Here is an 18212-nt window from a genome sequence, read left to right on the forward strand (position 1 = left end):
GGATCAGGCCTTGATCTCGGTCTCGGTCTCGGTCTCGCAGGCGGCGTAGGCCTGGACGGTCCCGCGCCCGGCCCGCACCGCCCAGGTGCTCGGGTCGTCGGGGTTCGGCGCGTTGACCAGGACGGCGTCGCCGGAGCCGGCAGGCCGGAAGGCGTAGCCGCCCCCGGTGAGGTGGGAACCCTCGGGGCAGGTCGCCGTCGACCAGCCGCCCGGGCCGCTCCACGGCCCGGTCACCACGATGGTCGTCTCGGCGGCCCCGGCCGCAGGTGCCGCGGCCAGTCCGAGGGCCGGGGTGATCAGCAGGAGTCCGGCCGCGAGGCCCTTGCGTACGGGCATGGGTTCTCCCTGGGGTGGTGGATCGCTGGGACACCCGGGACAACGACGGCCCCGACGCCCCGACGCCACCGCACGCGCCCGACCACCCGAAGGAGTAGCGCGACCCCGGCGCGTACGGGGGAATAGCGCCCGCACGCGCACCGTTCCGTTACCGGCCGCCGCCGCGCGACAATGGACGGCGGCCACGGCCGTGCGGCGCGGCCCGGAGCAGCCGCCGCCCACCCCCACCGAGACCCGGAGGTGTCCGTCCATGCCCGACTCCCACACGAAGGCGTCCGACCACGGCGGTCAGGCCGACCCCGCGCGGCGTCTGCGTCCGGTGCAGCTGCTGTTCGAGCCGCAGTCCGCCGAGCCGGAGCCGGAACGATTCTTCGATCTGGAGTCGATCGACGACCCCACGGAGCTGTTGCGCCGCTCCACCGAGCTGGCCCTGGCCTTCCGGACGGCCGCCGAGCGGGCCACCGACTTCCAGGCGGTCGCCGCCGCGCAGCTGGCGGACCCGCGCCGCTTCGACGCACTGTCCGACGCCGAGATCGCGCAGCGGGCGGACTGGACGCCCGACTACGCGGCCAAGATGATCGAGTACGGCCGCGGGCTGCTCCAGCCCCGCCGCCACGAGGACTGAGCGCCGCCGGGCACAAGGCGCCGGAGCGCCAGGCACCCGGCGCTCCGGTGCCCCGGCATCGGCCGCTGGCATATGCGCGAGCGGGGAAGGGTACGCCGTTCCCCGTCGTCCTGTCCGGCAAACCGTGCTTTCCCTCCCGTCCGGCCCCCGGACGGCACAGGCTGCTGTCCGTGGACATCTGGACGTATCAGTCGGTGGAGTACGTCACCGTGGCCGGCGAGGCCTGGCTCGCCTCCGCCAGCGAGTACCCGCGCAGCATGCGCGCCCTCTGGGAGGCCCGGCCGTGGGCGCCCTCGGTGCTGCCCTGCGGGCGCGCCTTCGACGTGATCAGCATGCCGTCGCTGTTCGGCCGCCGGGTGCTGGACGAGCTGTGGGCCTCCGGGCCCGGCTGCGGGCCGGTCGCCTCCTACCGGGGGCGGACACTGCTGTTCGTCCAGCCCGGTGCGGGGCCCCGGCTGCGCCGGCTGCTGGCCTGGGAGGAGTGGGCCCGGGACGTGCCGCCCCTGCTGTGCCACGGCAAGGGCGACGCGGTGACCGTGCCGCCGGTGCAGCGGATGGTGAACGGCCCGGACTCCCCCGGGCTGGGCTCCGGCCGGTGGATCGTCGCCCCGGAGGACCGGGAGCCGTGGCTGCCGGGCGCCTCGGTGGTGCTGTGGGCGTGCGTGCGGGCGGCCCGGGAGCCGGCCGCGGCCGTGCCGGCCGGCGCGGCGGCCGTGACCGGGGGGTGAACGGCGGACGGCCGGTATTCGATTTTGGCGCGGACCCCGGGCGCTGCTAAAGTCTTCTCTGTCAGCAGGCGCCGCTAGCTCAGTTGGTTAGAGCAGCTGACTCTTAATCAGCGGGTCCGGGGTTCGAGTCCCTGGCGGCGCACAGACAGTCGAGAGGCCCCTTGCGAAAGCAAGGGGCCTCTCGACGTTTCCCGCGCGAACCGCGAGCCGGCGAGCAAGGAAACAGGACCGGGCCGCCCGCCGGAGCGGACGGCCCGACCGGGGCTCAGCGGCCGCGCAGCGCGCGGTAGCGGGCGACCAGCTCGGCGGTGGAACTGTCCAGCTGCTCCGCGCCCTCGCCGGTCAGCAGCACCGGCTCGATCCGCCTGGCGAGCACCTTGCCCAGCTCGACGCCCCACTGGTCGAAGGAGTCGATGTTCCAGATCGCGCCCTGGACGAAGACCTTGTGCTCGTAGAGCGCGACCAGCTGGCCGAGCACCGAGGGGGTCAGCTCGGCGGCCAGGATGGTGCTGGTCGGGTGGTTGCCCTGGAAGGTCTTGTGCGGGACGAGTTCGGCGGGCACGCCCTCGGCCGCCACCTCCTCCGGGGTCTTGCCGAAGGCCAGCGCCTGGGTCTGGGCGAAGAAGTTGGCCAGCAGCAGGTCGTGCTGGGCGACCAGGCCCGGGAGCAGGTCGGCGACCGGCTTGGCGAAGCCGATGAAGTCGGCCGGGATCAGCTTGGTGCCCTGGTGCAGCAGCTGGTAGTAGGCGTGCTGGCCGTTGGTGCCGGGGGTGCCCCAGACCACCGGGCCGGTCTGCCAGGTCACCGGCGAGCCGTCGCGGGTCACCGACTTGCCGTTGGACTCCATGTCCAGCTGCTGGAGGTAGGCGGTGAACTTCGACAGGTAGTGCGAGTAGGGCAGCACGGCGTGCGCCTGGGCGTCGAAGAACGCGCCGTACCAGACGCCGAGCAGGCCGAGCAGCAGCGGGACGTTCTGCTCCGGCGGCGCGGTGCGGAAGTGCTCGTCGACCAGGTGGAAGCCGTCCAGCATCTCGCGGAAGGCGTCCGGGCCGATGGCGATCATCAGCGAGAGGCCGATCGCCGAGTCGAAGGAGTAGCGGCCACCGACCCAGTCCCAGAACTCGAACATGTTGTCGGTGTCGATGCCGAAGTCCCGCACGCCCTCGGCGTTGGTGGACAGCGCGACGAAGTGCTTGGCCACCGCCTCGGTGCCGGCGCCCAGCCCGGTGAGCAGCCAGTCGCGGGCCGAGACCGCGTTGGTGATGGTCTCGATGGTGGTGAAGGTCTTCGAGGCGACGATGAACAGCGTCTCGGCCGGGTCGAGGTCGCGGACCGCCTCGTGCAGGTCGGCGCCGTCCACGTTGGAGACGAAGCGGACGTCGAGGTCGCGCTTGGCGAACGAGCGGAGCACCTCGTAGGCCATCGCGGGGCCGAGGTCGGAGCCGCCGATGCCGATGTTGACGACGGTGCGGATCGGCTTGCCGGTGTGGCCGCGCCACTCGCCGCCGCGGACCCGCTCGGCGAAGCCGGCCATCTTGTCGAGGACGGCGTGCACGGCGGGCACCACGTTCTCGCCGTCGACCTCGATCACGGCACCGCGCGGGGCGCGCAGCGCGGTGTGCAGGACGGCGCGGTGCTCGGTGTTGTTGATCTTCTCGCCGCGGAACATCGCGTCCCGCAGCTCGGCGACGCCGGTGGCCGCGGCGAGTTCGCGCAGCAGCTCCAGCGTCTCGTCGGTGACCAGGTGCTTGGCGTAGTCCACGTGCAGGTCGCCGACCTGGAGGGTGTAGCGGCGGCCGCGCTCCGGGTCGGCGGCGAACAGCTCGCGCAGGTGCGTCTCGCCCAGCGCGGCCCGGTGCTTGCCGAGGGCGGCCCACTGCGGAGTGCGGTCGAGCGGGGTGCGGGCGTCGGCACGGGTCTCCGACATCGGTGGTTCCTCGATTCATCTGGGTGCGGAAACCGGCAGGGCCAGGCGGTGAGGGTCTCGCGAGGTCGTGCGGGTACTGGTGGTGCGCCGACTCCGTTGACGGCCTGCCCGGGCTCAGCCTATGCAACCGCGGAGCCGGTCGCGCACATTCCGCCCGGCGGGGCCGGACAGGCCGTCACTTGCGTTCCGAGCGCAGGTCCAGCCCCCGCAGCACCTGGTCGACCAGCTCCGGGTCAGCGCCGAGTTCGCTGCGGGCGGCGAGCATCTCGCGCCGTGAGGCGGCGATCATCTCCTGTTCGACCTCCCGGGCGGCCCGCCACTGGCTGAGCCGCAGCTTGGCCTCGGCGGCCTCCTCCTCGGCGTAGTTCTCCGGGCAGAGCCGGGCCAGCCGGTCGTGCTGACGGTCCCGCAGGCGGTCGGCGACCTCGGCGGGCAGCCGGTCCTGCTCCTCCAGTTCGCCCAGCCGCCTGAGCCCCGCCTTGGCGGCCCGCCACCAGAGCTGGCGCACGGCCTGCTCGTGCTTGTCCTGGTCGATGTCCAGTTCGAACCGCTTGGCCAGCCAGGGCAGGGTGAGGCCCTGCACCAGCAGGGTGAACAACACCACGCTGAAGGCGATGAAGACCAGGCGGCCGCGCTCGGGGAACTCCTCGCCGGAGTGCAGGGTGAGCGGGATGGCGAGGGCCAGGGCGACGGTGGCCACGCCGCGCATGCCGGACCACCAGAGAATCACGCTCTCCTTCCAGCTGAACGGGGTGTCCTCGTCGTCGCCGCTGCGCAGCTTCTTCGACAGCCAGCCGGCCGGCAGCAGCCAGAGCAGCCGGACCACCACGACCACGCCGATGACCACGGCGGCGTCGCCGATGAAACCGGTCCAGCCGCGGCCGGCCTCCTTGAGCACGGTGGCCAGCTCCAGGCCGATCAGGCCGAAGGCGACGCCGGTGATCAGGATCTCGACGACCTCCCAGAAGGCGTTGCCGACCAGCCGGAAGGAGACGGCGTCGGCGTCGGAGGCCCGCTCGGCGAGGTAGAGCGCGCAGACCACGACGGCGAGCACGCCGGAGCCGTGGATCTCCTCGGCGATGGCGTAGGCGGCGAAGGGCACCAGCAGGTTGAGCGCGACCTGCTGGGTCGGGTCGTCCAGGCGCTCGGCGAGTTTGGTGTTGACCCAGCCGAGGGCGATGCCGACGACCACGGCGAGCACCGCGGACAGGATGAAGCGCAGCACCGCGTGGCCGACCGAGAAGTCGCCGCTGACCACGGCCTCGATGGCCAGCGAGTAGACGACGATCGCGGTGACGTCGTTGAACAGGCCCTCGCTCTCCAGGATCGACACCAGGCGCCGGGGCAGGCCGACGCTGCCGGCCACCGCGACGGCGGCCACCGGGTCGGGCGGGGAGACCAGCGCGCCGACCGCGATCGCGGCGGCGACCGGCAGGGCGGGCAGCAGCCAGTGCACCGCCCCGGCCACCGCGGCCGTGGTGACCACCACCAGGGCGACGGCCAGCAGCAGGATCGAGCGGACGTTGGCCTTGAAGTAGCGCACCGAGGAGCGCCGGGCGACCGCGAAGATCAGCGGCGGCAGCACCAGCGGGAGGATCAGCTCGGGTTCGATGGTGACGTCCGGGATCTGCGGGACGAGCGCCATGACGATGCCGAGCAGGGTCATCAGGACCGGTTGCGGGACTCCGGTCTTGCGTGCGAGCGGCATGGTCACCACGGAGGCGAGCAGCACCAGGAAGAACAGGGGCAGCTGGCCCACGGAAACGTTCCTCTCGACAACGGACGGCTGAGCGCCGCCCAGGATAAATCTGACAATGCGCCCATCGGCGAAGACGCGCCGAACAGCGGGCCGAACAGCGGCTTGACCTCAAGCGGACTTCAGGTCCGAGGATCGGGGGCGGTCGAACAGTCAAGCAGTCGAATGTCGAACATTCGAGAGGGCGGGAGCAGACATGAAGGCGGTCACCGTCACGGGGTCCGGCGGTCCGGAGGTCCTGCGGGTCACCGAGGTGCCCGACCCGGAACTCGGGCCGGGCGAGGTGCGGGTGCGGGTCTTCGCCGCCGGGGTGCAGCCGGTCGACCTCGCGATCCGGGAGGGCTTCCGCCCGCCGGGGGCCGTCGTCGAGCCGCCGTTCGTCCTCGGCAACGAGTTCGCCGGAGTGGTGGACCGGCTCGGACCGGACGGCTCCGGCTGGCAGGTCGGCGACGAGGTGCTGGGCTTCCGCTTCCTGGACAGCCAGGCCGAGCTCGTCACGGTGGACGCCGCCCAACTGGTGGCCAAGCCCGCCGGCATGCCCTGGGAGCAGGCCGGCTCGCTCTCCGCCTCCGGCCAGACCGCGCACCTGGCGCTCACCCTGCTCGCGGTCGGCCCAGGCGACACCGTGCTGGTGCACGGCGCCTCCGGCGGGGTCGGCACCGTCGCCGTCCAGCTCGCCCGGGCCTGGGGCGCCACCGTGATCGGCACCGCGAGCGAGCGCAACCACGACTACCTGCGCGACCTGGGCGCGATCCCGGTCTCGTACGGCGAGGGGCTGGTCGAGCGGGTCCGGGCGGTGGCGCCGCAGGGCGTGGACGCCGCCTTCGACGCCGCCGGGCGGGGCGCGCTGGCGGCCTCCGTCGAGCTGGTCTCCGACCGGAGCCGGATCGGCACCGTGGTCGACTACCCGGAGGCCGAGCGGCTGGGCGTCCGGGGGCTGCGGGGGCCGCGCACGGCCGCGCGGCTGACCGAGCTGGTGCGACTGTGGGAGGCGGGCGGGCTGCGGCTGGAGATCGCCGAGGCGCTGCCGCTGGAGCGGGCCGCCGAGGCCCACCGGCTGGTCGGCACCGGGCACGTCCGGGGCAAGGTGGTCCTGGTGCCGTGACGCTGCGCACCCAGCCGCCCGGGCCGATTGTGTGTTTCGGCTGCTGACCAGGTAATGTTCTCCGCGTCAGCAGGCGCCGCTAGCTCAGTTGGTTAGAGCAGCTGACTCTTAATCAGCGGGTCCGGGGTTCGAGTCCCTGGCGGCGCACAGACAACCGGAAGGCCCTTCGCGAGAGCGAGGGGCCTTCCGGCGTTTCCGCGCTCCCCGCCGGCGCCCCCACCGACGGGTGGCAGGAAAGGTGGGAAACGGGTCATTGCTGCCACTGCGGCCCGGTGACAGGCTGGTCGCATGAGAGCGCGCAGCGTGGTCGTCGTCCTCTACGAGGGCGTGCAGAGCCTCGACGTGACCGGTCCCGTGGAGGTCTTCACGGGGGCGGGCGCGGCCGCCGGGCAGCCGGGGGCGTACCGGGTGACCACCGCCTCCCCGGGCGGCGGGCCGGTGCGCAGCCACAGCGGACTGCGGCTGCTGCCGGACGCGGACCTGGCCGAGGTCGGGCCGGTGCACACCCTGCTGGTCCCCGGCGGGCTGGGCAGCGATCTCCCGGACGGTGCGCTGGTCGCACGGATCCGGGAGCTGGCCGGCCGGGCCGAGCGGGTGGTGTCGGTGTGCACCGGGGCTTTCCTACTCGCCGAGGCCGGGCTGCTGGCCGGGCGCCGGGCGACCACGCACTGGGCGTACTGCGAGGCGCTGGCCCGGCGGTTCCCGGACGTCGAGGTGGACCCGGACCCGATCCACGTCCGGGACGGGAACGTCGCCACCTCGGCCGGGGTCACCGCCGGGATCGACCTGGCGCTGGCCCTGGTCGAGGAGGACCTGGGACGCGACGCCGCCCTGCTGATCGCCCGCCACCTGGTGGTCTTCCTGCGCCGGCCGGGCAACCAGGCCCAGTTCAGCACCCAGCTGGCCGCCCAGGTCGCGGCCCGGCAGCCGCTGCGCGAGGTGCAGCGGTGGATCGCCGAGCACCCGGAGGCCGACCTGTCCGTCGAGGCGCTGGCCCGCCGGTCGGCGCTGTCACCGCGGCACTTCGCCCGGGCCTTCGCCACCGAGGTGGGGGTGACCCCGGGCCGGTACGTGGACGGGGTCCGGCTGGAGGCCGCCCGGCGGCTGCTGGAGGACACCGCCGACGGCATCGAGGAGATCGCACGCTCCTGCGGCTACGGCACCCCGGAGGCGATGCGGCGCGCCTTCGTCCGGTCCCTGGCCGCCCCGCCCGCCGAGTACCGACGCCGCTTCCGACCCGATCCTGTTGGAGGACACTGATGCGCATCGCCGTTCTGCTCTACGACGAGTTCACCGCCCTGGACGCCGTCGGCCCCTGCGAGGTGCTGTCCCGCATCCCCGGCGCCGAGGTGGTGTTCACCGCCGCGAAGCGCGGCCCCGTCCGCACCGACATGAAGACCCTGTCGCTGACCGCGGAGGCCGCCCTGGACGAGGTGGACGCGGCCGACGTGCTGCTCGTCCCGGGCGGGCCCGGGACGGAGGCCCGGCTGGCCGACCAGGCCGTGCTGGAGTGGGTGCGCGCGGTGGACGCCACCACCACCTGGACCACCTCGGTCTGCTCGGGCTCCCTGCTGCTGGGCGCCGCCGGGTTGCTGGCGGGGCGCCGGGCCACCTCGCACTGGTGCTGCCTCGACGCGCTGAAGAAGTTCGGGGCGGAGCCGACCGGGACGGAGCGGGTCGTGGTCGACGGCAAGTACGCGACCGCGGCCGGGGTCTCGGCCGGGATCGACCTCGCGCTGACGCTGACCGGCCTGATGGCCGGGGACGCGACCGCGGAGGCGATCCAGCTGGTCATCGAGTACGACCCGCAGCCGCCGTACTCGGCGGGCTCGATCGCGACGGCCCGGCCCGAGCTGGTCGCCGAACTGCTGGCCAACGGGCTGCAGCTGCGCTAACCGCGGTCAGCCGGGAAGCCGTGTTGGCGGGCGCCGGTGACCACTGCCAGGACGGGCAGCATCAGGGCGAGCACCGTCCAGGGCAGCGCGCCGGTGCCCAGGCGGCCCAGCACCAGGCCGCCGACCACGCCGCCGCCCGCCATCGCGGCGTTCCACAGGGTGACCAGCACCGCCTGGGCGGCGTCCGCCCGCTCGCCGCCCGCGTCGCCGACGGCGGTCTGCAGCAGGGTCGGGGCACCGCCCCAGCCCAGGCCCCAGAGCGCGGCGGCGGCGTACACCAGCGGTGCGCTGTGCGACCAGAGGCCGAGCAGGCCCGCGGTCAGGGCGACCAGCAGCGCGCCGCCGATCGTCAACTGCCGTAGCCGGCGGTGGATGTGGGCACCGGTGAACCAGATGCTCGCCAGCGAGGCCAGGCCGAAGACCAGCAGCACGGTGTCGGTCGCGTCGCCGAGGCCGGTCCGGTCGAGGAAGGGCGCGATGTAGGTGAACAGGATGGTGTGGGCGAGCACGAAGAGCACCGTCACGGTGAGCACCGGCGCCACCCCGGGCACGGTGAGCGCGCTCCGCACCGGGGCGCGCTCACCGGCGGGTTGTCCGGGCTGGTCCGGCAGCAGGGCCGCGATCCAGCCGATCACGCCGAGCGCCAGTGCCGTCATGGCCAGGAAGGGCACCCACCAGGCGAGCGCCTGGCCGAGGAAGGTGCCGACCGGCACTCCCAGCGACAGTGCCACCGGCACGCCCGCCATCGCCACGGCCATGGCCCGGCCCTGCTGTTCGACCGGCACCAGCCGGCGCGCGTACCCGGCCAGCAGCGCCCAGGCGAGGCCGGCCGCGACGCCCGCGAGGAAGCGGGCGGCCAGGGTGAGCGGGTAGTTCGTGGAGGCCGCGGTGACGGTGTTGGCGGCGGCGAAGCCGGCCATCGCGGTGAGCAGCAGCCGCTTGCGGCCCCAGCCGGCGGTGGCCGCGGTGAGCGGGATCGCGGTGGCGGCGGTCCCGAGCGCGTAGACGGTGACGGTCTGCCCGGCGGCCGACTCGCTGACGCCGAGGGCCCCGCTCATCCCGGGCAGCACGCCGGCGGGCAGGGTCTCGGTGAGCGCGGTGACGAAGACGGCGGTGGCCAGGGCGAGCAGGGCGGGCAGCGGGAAACCGTTGCGGATTGCGGGAGTCGGGAGCTGTGTGGTCGCCATGGGAACCATGCTCGATCCTCACACCGGTGTCAGGTTCAAGCACGGTTCCCACCGGCGTCACCTCAGCGGCGGAAGTAGCCGTCGAAGTTCTTGGAGAACTCCCGGCCGCCGAACTGGTCCCAGTTGACGGACCAGGTCATCAGCCCGCGCAGGTTCGGCTGGGCGCCCGAACGCGGCACGTACGAACCGCAGTTGGCCAGCCTGGTGAGGCAGTCCAGGGCCTTGTTCACCTCGGCCGGGGCGACGTAGCCGTTGCCGGCGTTGGTGGTGGCCGGCATGCCGATGGCCACCTTGGAGGCGGGCAGCGGCGGGAACATGTTGTTCGTGTTGCCCGCCACCGGGAAGCCGTTGAGCAGCAGGTCGGTCATCGCGACGTGGAAGTCGGCGCCGCCCATCGAGTGGTACTGGTTGTCCAGGCCCATGATGGAACCGGAGTTGTAGTCCTGGACGTGCAGCAGGGTGAGGTCGTCGCGCAGCGCGTAGATGACCGGCAGGTACGCCCCGGCGCGCGGGTCCTGGCCGCCCCAGGGGCCGGAACCGTAGTACTGGTAGCCGAGTTGGACGAAGAAGGTCTCCGGCGCCATGGTCAGCACGAAGCCCGGGCCGTACTTGGCCTTGAGGGTCTTCAGCGCGGAGATCAGGTTGACGATGACCGGGCTGGTCGGGTTCTTGAAGTCGTTGTCACCGGTGTTGAGGGAGAGCGAGTGCCCCTCGAAGTCGATGTCCAGGCCGTCCAGGCCCCACTTGTCGATGATCGCCGAGACCGAGCTGACGAAGGTGTCGCGGGCGGCGGTGGTGGTCAGCTGGACCTGACCGTTCTGGCCGCCGATCGAGATCAGCACCTTCTTGCCCTGGGCCCGCTTGGCGGCGATGGCGGCCTTGAAGTCGGCGTCGGACTCCACGGTCGGGCAGTCGGCGACGGAGCAGCGGTTGAACCGGATGTCGCCGGAGGTGACGGAGGTGGGCTCGCCGAAGGAGAGGTCGATGAAGTCCCAGGAGCTCGGGACGTCGGCCATCCGGGTGTAGCCGGCGCCGTTGGCGAAGCTGGCGTGCAGGTAGCCGACCAGGGCATGACTGCCGGGCGGCGGCGGGGTGGTCGGGGTGCCGGTGGGGGTTCCCGTCGGCGTCCCGGTCGGAGTGCCGGTGGGCGTACCCGTGGGCGTGCCGGTGGGGCTGCTCGTCGCGGTCGGGGTGCCGGTGGGCGTCGGCGTCGGGCTGGGGGCGCCCGGCCCGTCCAGTGAGACGTCGTCCGCGTAGTAGGTCCCCTGGCCGTACCAGCCGTGGGTGTAGACGGTGGCGCTGGTCTGGGTGGCGCCGGTGGTGAAGCTGACGCTGAGCTTCTGGTAGCCGCCGCCGGTGCCGGGGGTCCAGGTGCTGGGGCCGCCCCCGTCGACGCCCAGGTAGACGTACGAGCCGTTGACGTACGCGCTGAGCGTGTAGGTGGTGCTGGGGGCGACGGTGACGGTCTGGCCGCACTGGGCGGTGTCGCCCGCGGTGGCCGCGGCGGCGAGGGCGTAGCCGCCGCCGTGCACCGGGCTGGTGACGACGCTGCCGGAGTTGCCGGTGCAGCTCCAGGGGCCGAGCGAGCCGGATTCGAAGCCGCCGTTGACCAGGAACTCGCCGGCCGAGGCGGCGGGCGCCAGGCCCAGGGTGACGCCGACCAGGGTGGCCGCGGCGACGGCGGAGGCGGTGCCGGCGGCGAGCAGGGTGCGGGACTGCTTCCGGCGGACGGGGGCGGGTGCGGGTGCGGGTGCGGGTGTGGTTCTGCGCATGCGGGGGCTCCTGCGATGGCGCGGTCGTGGGGGACGTCCGAGGGCACGCCGGAGCACGCGCCAGTGGGGGGAACGGCCCGGCCTGGCACCCAAGTTGGACTAGACCACTGAAGTGGATTCGACACTGTGGTGTCAATGGTCCAGACCGGTCCGCGGCCTACGCACCGGGCCGCCCGGCAGCCCCGACGGGCCGCCCCGGTTGCCGGGGGTGACACCCCGTCGAAGGATGGAGGGGTGACCCCGCCCGGCTACCTCCGCTACCCCCACCTGCACGGCGGACTGCTCGCCTTCACCGCCGAGGACGACGTCTGGATCGCCCCGCTGGACGCCGACGGCGCCACCGGCCGGGCCTGGCGGGTCAGCTGCGACCGCACCCGGGTCAGCCACCCCCGCTTCTCCCCCGACGGCCGCACCCTCGCCTGGACCAGCTGGCTGAACCTGACCCCCGAGGTGTGGACCGCCCCCGTCGAGGGCGGCGAGGCCGAACGGCTCAGCCACTGGGGCAGCCAGGACACCCGGGTGCGCGGCTGGCTGCCGGACGGCGAAGTACTGGCCGTCACCTCCTACCACGAGCCGTTCGGCCACTACACCTGGGCACACGCCCTGCCGCCCGACGGCTCCCCCGGCCACCGGATGCCCTGGGGCCCGGTCGGCGACGCCCAGATGAGCCGCGAACGCACCGTGCTGCTCACCGGCGCCGCCCCGCACGAACCCGCCGCCTGGAAGCGCTACCGGGGCGGCGCCACCGGCCGGCTCTGGGCGGACGGCGAACAGATCCTCGCCGACCACCCCGGCCACCTCGCCTCCCCCATGCCCGTCGCCGGGCGGATCGCCTTCCTCTCCGACCACGAGGGCATCGGCAACGTCTACTCCTGCCGCCCCGACGGCACCGACCTGCGCCGGCACACCGACCACGCCTCCTACTACGCCCGCGAGGCCGCCACCGACGGCACCCGGATCGTCTACCAGCACGCCGGCGACCTCTGGCTGCTGGACGGCCTGGACGCCCCCGCCCCGCGCCGGCTCGCCGTCCCGCTCGGCGGCGCCCGGGCCGGCCGCCGCCCGTACCAGGTCGGCGCCGCCGCCCAGGTCAAGGACCTGGCCTGCGACCAGAGCGGCCGGGCCGGGGTGATCACCGTGCGCGGCAGCCAGTACTGGCTCACCCACAAGGACGGCCCGGCCCGCGCGCTCGCCGACACCCCCGGGGTGCGGACCCGGCTGCCGGTGATCCTCGGACACACCGGCGAGGCCGCCTGGATCACCGACGCCGAAGGCGCCGACGCGATCGAGGTGATGCCGCTGCCGGGGCACGAGGAGACCGAGAAGCACCGCCACCGGGTGCTCGCCGCCGACCGGATCGGCCGCGTCCTGGAACTCACCGCCTCCCCCGACGGCGCCCACCTCGCCGTCGCCGCCTCCGACGGGCGGCTGCTGCTGGTCGCCGCCGACGACGGCGCCGTCCGCGAACTCGCCGCCTCCGGCTACGGGCCGGTCTCCAGCGCCCGCTTCTCCCCCGACTCGCACTGGATCTCGTGGTCCCAGCCGGTGGCCGGGCGCTCGCTGCGCCGGATCCGGCTCACCCGCACCGAAGCGCCCGGGCCGGTCACCGAAGTCACCGACGGCCGCTTCGAGGACGAGCAGCCGGTGTTCACCCGGGACGGCCGCTACCTGGCCTTCCTGTCCTGGCGCGGCTTCGACCCCGTCCACGACGTGCACACCGGCGACCTCTCCTTCCCGCTCGGCTGCCGCCCCTACCTCGTCCCGCTCACCGCCGACACGCCGTCCCCGTTCGCCGCGCCCGCCGAGGACGGCGCCCCGCGCGGCGACGGCGGCGGCGACGGCACCGTCCGCGTCGACCCGCAGGGCATCGGCGAGCGGCTGCTCCAGTTCCCGGTGATCGCCTCCAAGTACTCGGCCACCGACGCGGTGCGCGGCGGCCTGGTCTGGCTGCGCTGGCCGATCTCCGGCACCCTCGGACAGACCTTCGCCAGCCCCGACGACACCTCCGGCCGCCCCTCGCTGGAGTACTTCGACCTCGCCCGGGGCACCCGCACCACCCTGGTCGACAAGCTGGACGGCTACGCCGTCTCCGGGGACGGCGGCTCCATCGCGGTCTACTCGGCCGGGACCCTGCGGATCGTCCCGGTCACCGGCGGCGCCGGCAGCACCGTCGACCTGCGGCGGATCACCCACACCGTGCACCCCGCCGCCGAATGGCGCCAGGCCTACCACGAGGCCTCCCGGATCGTCCGGGACCAGTTCTGGGACGAGCGGATGTCCGGCCTGGACTGGCCCGCCCTGACCGCCCAGTACGAACCGCTGCTGGAGCGGGTCTGCTCACCCGACGACTTCGCCGACCTGCTGCGCGAACTCCTCGGCGAACTCGGCACCTCGCACGCCTACGTCACCCCGTCCCGGCGCGCCGAAGGGCCCTCGCTCGGCCAGCAACCGCTCGGCCTGCTCGGCGCCAACGCACACCGCTCCCCCGACGGGCGCTGGCTGGTCGAACGGGTGCTGCCCGGCGAGACCTCCGACCCGCGCGCCCGCGCCCCGCTCGCCGCCCAGGGCGTCCGGGACGGCGACGAACTGCTCGCCGTCGGCGGCCGCCCGGTGGACCCGGTGCGCGGCCCGCTGCCACTGCTGGCCGGCACCGGCGGCACCACCGTCGAACTGGCCCTGCGCGGCAGCCCGGACGGCCCGGTACGGCGGATCACCGTCACCCCGCTGACCGACGAACGGGCCGTCCGCTACCAGGACTGGGTAACCAAACGCCGCCTCCTGGTCCGGGAGTTCAGCGACGGCCGGTGCGGCTACCTGCACATCCCGGACCTCGGCGGCTCCGGCTGGGCGCAGTTCAACCGCGACCTGCGGCGCGAACTGGACAAGCCCGCACTCGTCCTGGACGTGCGCGGCAACGCCGGCGGCAACGTCTCCGAACTCGTCCTGGAGAAACTCACCCGGCACGTCCTCGCCTGGGACTTCGGCCGGGACCGCCAGCCGGTCCGCTGGCCCCGGCACGCACTGCGCGGCCCGCTCGTGGCGCTCGCCGACGAGGCGACCAGCTCGGACGGCGACGTGGTCATCGCGGCGATCAAACTGCTCGGCCTCGGCCCCGTCGTCGGCAACCGGACCTGGGGCGGGGTGGTCGGCATGACCGGGCGGCACACCCTCGGCGACGGCACCCGGATCTCGGTGCCCAAGAACGCCTCCTGGTTCGAAGGCGGACTCGGCTGGTCGGTGGAGAACCGCGGCGTCGAACCGGACGTGCACGTGCTGCGCACCCCGCGCGACTGGGCCCGCGGACGCCACCCCGAACTGGTCGCCGCCGTCCAGCTCGCGCTGGACCTGCTGGAGGACGCGCCCGCCGCGGCGCCCCCGCCGGAGGACACCCCCCGGCCGGACCTGCGGCGCCCGCCACTGCCGCCGCGGGCGCGGTGACCTGCGGGGCTTGAGGGGCTGGCGGGGTCTCCTGGGCTTTTCAGCCCCAGGGGTCGCCCTCGGCCGTCATGTTCTCGGCCGCGCGCCGGTCGGCCTCCTCCTGGACGGCACGGGCACGCCGCTCCGACTCGCGGGCCTCCTGGGTCTCGCGGGCCCGCTCGATCTCCGGGCTGTACGCGTCCGCGGCCTCGTCGTGGGCGATGGCGGCACGCTCGGCGGCGTCCTGCCCGGTCGCCTCGTGCGCCTTGTGGCGGAACCTGTCGAAGATGCCCATGACTCCTCCTCCGAACGGATACCGGGCTTCCCCCACTCTCACACCGGGCACCCGGAGCCGCACGTTGAGCCTTTGGTCCCTGGTGAACGCGCCCAACGGCCGTGGCGCGGAGGCAGGCACCCGGCGCAGATTGGAGCCGTCGGCCGAACTGACGCCACCGTCTGGAGCCCACCGTGACCGTCGTACCTTCCGCCCGCCAAGCCCGGCGCACCGCCGAGGACCCCCACGACGGGCCGCGCCGGCGGGTCGGGCCGCTGGCCGCACTGGACGGGCGACTGCCCGGCGCCCACGACCTGCTGCTGATGCAGTGCCCCAGTTCGCTGCACCCGCTGGCGGGCGGCGAGCTGCCGGACTGGGCGCGGGCCGTGCTGCGCGTGCACCCGTGGGTGACGGTCGGCCGGGCCCCCTCCCTGGTCGGCACCCCGGCGGACGTCCCGCACCCGCAACGCTGCACCCGGGACCCGGAGGCCGCGCCCGAACAGTGGATCCCGGTGATCGTGCGCGGCCCCCGCCCCGGGCAGCGGCTGGACGCCCTGGCGCCCTGGGCCGCAGTCGCCCGGACACTGCGCCCCGAGCAGCTGGCCGGGCGGTGCGGGCGGCTGGACCCCGAGCGGGTCTCCGGAATCCCAGCGCTGGCCCTGCTGCCGGCGGTCGGCCGGATCGTCGCGGACCACCGGCTGTCCTGGGGCCCGATCGGCGCGGTCGGCTACGAACTGGGCACCGGCGTACCGGTCGCCGGGCCGCTGAGCCCGCTGCGACTGGTCCTGCGCACCCCGCACCCGATCAGCCGCCGGGACGCGCTGCAACTGCGGCGGGCGCTCAGCAGGCTGCCGGTCCCGGTGCAGGCCGAACTGGAGACCCGCTACGGCTCGGTCCAGCTCGCCGAGTACGCGGCCTCGCCGTACACCCTCACCCTGCTGACGCCGGACGGGCCCCGGGAGGTCCGCGACCCGTGGTTCCCGCGCGGCCCGTTCGTCTGAGCCATCATGTCAGTTGGGCCGGTTGGGCGGCCGGGACGCCGCCCGGGGCCTGCGGCGGGACACCGCCGGGATGCGGAGTCCGGCCATCGCCTCGAACGGCTGGTTCGCCAAGTAGCCCGCCGACCAGGCGACGCCCCACCGGGCGCAGTTCGGGCAGTTCCACGTCCGTCCGGCCGCGTTGGCGTCGTTGAGCAGATCGACCGGGGCCGCAGCAGTCCGGCGCGCTCCTCCGCAGCTCACGAGAGGAACGGGGGTGGCGGCAGGAGGATTTGGCGAGCGCCATCGGCTATTCACCCACGCACGTGTCGGCCGTGAGAACCGGTCGACGTCCCCCAACATCGTGCCGGGCTCGCGGACTTGACAAGGCCTTCGGATGGGATCGCGTCTTCACCCGCAAGGCGCTCGACCTCAAGACCTCGGCGCTCCTCGAAGGCTTCCCGGAGTACGTCGCGCACGAGTCAAGGACGGTGGAACTGAGGCTGTTCGATCTGGGCACCGTGCCGGGGCTGCTTCAGACGTTGGACTACGCGCGGGCCATCGCGGCGGGGGCAGTCCGCCGAGGCAGCATCAGGCAACTGCATCGAGGTCGCGGGCAACTTGATCGCGTCCGACACCGTCCTCGTCCGAGACAGCAAGGACACCGACGGCCCGACCCTCCTCTTCCCGGCCGAGGCCTGGCAATCCTTCGTTTCCGCCGTCCGCATTGGCGAGTTCGGCACCGTCTGACGTCCGGTCCGAGCATCAGGGTCAGATCGGCAGGTTCCAGCCCGGCCCGTCCGCACTTCCTCCCGACGTGCTCACGAGTCGGATCCCTCCTCCCGTTGGTCGGCGATGGCGCGGGCAATCGCCGAAGCAGTGTCGACACCCTGCCGGGGCGCGTTGGCCGAGGTCAGATCGCCTGGGTCAGATCACCTGGGCCGGGTCGTCCAGCCAGGCGCGCCAGCCGTCGGGGGTGACGGTGAGTCCGAGCCGGTCGACACCGGGCCGGCCCGCCTCCTGCCACCAGGCGAGAACCTGCTCGAACTCCTCCCACAGCCGCCGGCCACCGTACTGGCGCACCTGGTGCGCGGTGTCGCCGTCGCGACAGGTCGCGGCGGCCCACGCCGGGGTGGTGAGGGAGTACAGCCACAGGGTGCGGGATCCGTCGTCGCGCGGCTGGACGGCGTGTGTCACGTCCCGCAGGCGCAGTCCGGCGGCGAGCGGGAAGGGGTCGAACTTGCCGTGCGGCGGCGGGGTGGCGGTGGTGAGGTGTTCGACGACCGTGCCGCCGCTGGCCGGGCTCTCGGGGCGGACGAGGCGCTGGGAGCGCATCTTCATGAACTCGACCGGCTGGAGGAACGGGCCCGTGGCGGTGCCGTCGCCGGCGACGGTGAGGCGGACCAGGGCGTCGGCGTTGGAGTAGTGGGTGCCGAACGGGGCGAGGATGATGCCGCCGGGCCGGGTCTGCTCGACCCAGGCGTAGGGAACCTCGCGCAGGCCGTAGGTCGCGATGGTCCGGTCGTACGGGCCACCGGGCTTCCAGCCGAACCGGCCGTCGCCGCAGACCGTGGTGGGGCGGCGGCCGACGCGCTCCAGGGCTGTGCGAGCCCGTGCGGCGATCTGCGGGTCGATCTCGACGGTGACGACGTTCGCGTCGCCGAGGCGGTGGCCGAGCAGCGCGGCGTTCCAGCCGGTGCCGGTGCCCTGCTCGATCACGCGCATCCCGGCCTCGATCTGGAGGTCGTCGAGCATGGAGGCGACCAGGGACGGCATGGAGGCGGAGCTGGTCGGCACCGTGCCCGGCTCCAGGCCCTGGTGCTGACCGTCGTCCCACTGCGTGACGATCGGGATGTCCGCGGCGGCGGCCTGGAGCCAGCCGGGCTCGTCCGCGGCACGGTCGACGGGGCGGCTGGTACCGGTGGCCAGGTCGTGCGCCCACACCAGGTCTGGGAGGAACAGGGAACGCGGGACGGCCTCGAAGGCCGACACCCAATCGGCGGCGACGGGGAAGGGCCGCCCGTCCGAGCGGCCCTTCTGCTCAGGTTCGAGCGTCACTTGCGGCGCCCGCCGTCGCCGGGCGGCGTGGTGCCGTCGGGGGTCGGCGGATCCGGCGGCGGCGTCCAGGGCGTCCCGGGGTGCCCGTCACCACCGTCCCCGCCGCCACCACCGTGCTCTCCACCGTCATGTGCAACCGACTCCATCACCGGCTC

At 73.8% G+C, this 18212-nt stretch carries 17 protein-coding genes, 2 tRNA genes and 1 pseudogene; 11 read left to right on the forward strand and 9 right to left on the reverse strand.

Translation table 11 applies throughout. The features are described 5' to 3' along the window. Window positions 1-3: 3 nt before the first annotated feature. Window positions 4-336: a hypothetical protein gene (locus AB0R04_RS11405; protein ID WP_363370118.1), complete on the reverse strand. Its 333-nt coding sequence runs from the start codon at window positions 334-336 to the stop codon at window positions 4-6. Between the two features lie 250 nt (window positions 337-586). On the opposite strand from AB0R04_RS11405, the gene AB0R04_RS11410 reads away from it, so the two are divergent. The 3 genes from AB0R04_RS11410 (at window position 587) to AB0R04_RS11420 (ending at window position 1831) form a co-directional block, all read left to right on the forward strand. Beyond that, window positions 587-961, forward strand: coding sequence for a hypothetical protein (locus tag AB0R04_RS11410; protein WP_063349289.1), 375 nt, complete (start codon window positions 587-589; stop codon window positions 959-961). Between the two features lie 47 nt (window positions 962-1008). Beyond that, window positions 1009-1689, forward strand: a complete 681-nt coding sequence (locus AB0R04_RS11415; RefSeq protein ID WP_347878548.1) for a bifunctional DNA primase/polymerase — start codon at window positions 1009-1011, stop codon at window positions 1687-1689. Between the two features lie 68 nt (window positions 1690-1757). Beyond that, window positions 1758-1831 (forward strand) — tRNA-Lys (locus AB0R04_RS11420). 123 nt (window positions 1832-1954) lie between these two features. On the opposite strand, the gene pgi is transcribed toward AB0R04_RS11420, so the two are convergent. Continuing rightward, window positions 1955-3616: a glucose-6-phosphate isomerase gene (gene pgi, locus AB0R04_RS11425; protein ID WP_363370121.1), complete on the reverse strand. Its 1662-nt coding sequence runs from the start codon at window positions 3614-3616 to the stop codon at window positions 1955-1957. A 175-nt stretch (window positions 3617-3791) separates the two neighbouring features. Beyond that, on the reverse strand, window positions 3792-5375 hold the full coding sequence (locus tag AB0R04_RS11430; RefSeq protein WP_167745871.1) for a Na+/H+ antiporter: 1584 nt from the start codon (window positions 5373-5375) through the stop codon (window positions 3792-3794). Between the two features lie 193 nt (window positions 5376-5568). Between AB0R04_RS11430 and AB0R04_RS11435 the strand changes: the two genes are divergently transcribed. From AB0R04_RS11435 to AB0R04_RS11450, 4 genes are all read left to right on the forward strand, one after another. Further along, window positions 5569-6477, forward strand: a complete 909-nt coding sequence (locus tag AB0R04_RS11435; protein ID WP_363370123.1) for an NADP-dependent oxidoreductase — start codon at window positions 5569-5571, stop codon at window positions 6475-6477. 73 nt (window positions 6478-6550) lie between these two features. Continuing rightward, window positions 6551-6624 (forward strand) — tRNA-Lys (locus AB0R04_RS11440). A gap of 141 nt (window positions 6625-6765) precedes the next feature. After that, window positions 6766-7737: a GlxA family transcriptional regulator gene (locus AB0R04_RS11445; protein ID WP_363370125.1), complete on the forward strand. Its 972-nt coding sequence runs from the start codon at window positions 6766-6768 to the stop codon at window positions 7735-7737. Next, on the forward strand, window positions 7737-8372 hold the full coding sequence (locus AB0R04_RS11450; protein WP_363370127.1) for a DJ-1/PfpI family protein: 636 nt from the start codon (window positions 7737-7739) through the stop codon (window positions 8370-8372). Before AB0R04_RS11445 ends, AB0R04_RS11450 begins: the two co-directional genes overlap by 1 nt. Here AB0R04_RS11450 and AB0R04_RS11455 read toward each other — a convergent pair. Together AB0R04_RS11455 and AB0R04_RS11460 are read right to left on the reverse strand one after the other, a co-directional pair. Continuing rightward, window positions 8369-9559, reverse strand: a complete 1191-nt coding sequence (locus tag AB0R04_RS11455) for an MFS transporter (RefSeq protein WP_363370129.1) — start codon at window positions 9557-9559, stop codon at window positions 8369-8371. The two genes, AB0R04_RS11450 and AB0R04_RS11455, sit on opposite strands and share 4 nt — an antisense overlap. 62 nt (window positions 9560-9621) lie before the next feature. Further along, complete coding sequence (locus AB0R04_RS11460; RefSeq protein ID WP_363370131.1) at window positions 9622-11331, reverse strand: glycosyl hydrolase family 18 protein; 1710 nt, start codon at window positions 11329-11331, stop codon at window positions 9622-9624. 234 nt (window positions 11332-11565) lie between these two features. Here AB0R04_RS11460 and AB0R04_RS11465 point away from each other — a divergent pair, with 234 nt between their 5' ends. Next, window positions 11566-14769: a S41 family peptidase gene (locus tag AB0R04_RS11465; protein ID WP_363370133.1), complete on the forward strand. Its 3204-nt coding sequence runs from the start codon at window positions 11566-11568 to the stop codon at window positions 14767-14769. A 40-nt stretch (window positions 14770-14809) separates the two neighbouring features. Here AB0R04_RS11465 and AB0R04_RS11470 read toward each other — a convergent pair whose 3' ends face one another. Continuing rightward, window positions 14810-15043 carry a hypothetical protein gene (locus tag AB0R04_RS11470; RefSeq protein ID WP_063349281.1) on the reverse strand — a complete coding sequence of 78 codons (234 nt, stop codon included), beginning with the start codon at window positions 15041-15043 and terminating at the stop codon, window positions 14810-14812. A gap of 173 nt (window positions 15044-15216) precedes the next feature. Between AB0R04_RS11470 and AB0R04_RS11475 the strand changes: the two genes are divergently transcribed. Further along, window positions 15217-16023 carry a phosphoribosyl-dephospho-CoA transferase MdcG domain-containing protein gene (locus AB0R04_RS11475; RefSeq protein WP_363370135.1) on the forward strand — a complete coding sequence of 269 codons (807 nt, stop codon included), beginning with the start codon at window positions 15217-15219 and terminating at the stop codon, window positions 16021-16023. A 9-nt stretch (window positions 16024-16032) separates the two neighbouring features. Here AB0R04_RS11475 and AB0R04_RS11480 read toward each other — a convergent pair whose 3' ends face one another. Then, window positions 16033-16263 carry a hypothetical protein gene (locus tag AB0R04_RS11480; protein ID WP_363370137.1) on the reverse strand — a complete coding sequence of 77 codons (231 nt, stop codon included), beginning with the start codon at window positions 16261-16263 and terminating at the stop codon, window positions 16033-16035. Window positions 16264-16292: 29 nt separating this feature from the next. Here AB0R04_RS11480 and AB0R04_RS11485 point away from each other — a divergent pair. Beyond that, window positions 16293-16568: pseudogene (locus AB0R04_RS11485) on the forward strand (Scr1 family TA system antitoxin-like transcriptional regulator); the annotation flags it as partial. Window positions 16569-16620: 52 nt separating this feature from the next. Further along, entirely contained in the window at window positions 16621-16749 is a 129-nt protein-coding gene (locus AB0R04_RS11490; protein WP_363370139.1) for a DUF397 domain-containing protein, read from the forward strand. 177 nt (window positions 16750-16926) lie between these two features. Here the strand turns inward: AB0R04_RS11490 and AB0R04_RS11495 are convergent, their stop codons facing one another. Together AB0R04_RS11495 and AB0R04_RS11500 are read right to left on the reverse strand one after the other, a co-directional pair. Then, on the reverse strand, window positions 16927-18057 hold the full coding sequence (locus tag AB0R04_RS11495) for a protein-L-isoaspartate(D-aspartate) O-methyltransferase (protein WP_363370141.1): 1131 nt from the start codon (window positions 18055-18057) through the stop codon (window positions 16927-16929). Beyond that, window positions 18054-18203: a hypothetical protein gene (locus tag AB0R04_RS11500; RefSeq protein WP_363370143.1), complete on the reverse strand. Its 150-nt coding sequence runs from the start codon at window positions 18201-18203 to the stop codon at window positions 18054-18056. Before AB0R04_RS11500 ends, AB0R04_RS11495 begins: the two co-directional genes overlap by 4 nt. Window positions 18204-18212: the final 9 nt, after the last annotated feature.

Source organism: Kitasatospora sp. NPDC056731 (assembly GCF_040687675.1).
Classification (GTDB): Bacteria; Actinomycetota; Actinomycetes; order Streptomycetales; family Streptomycetaceae; genus Kitasatospora.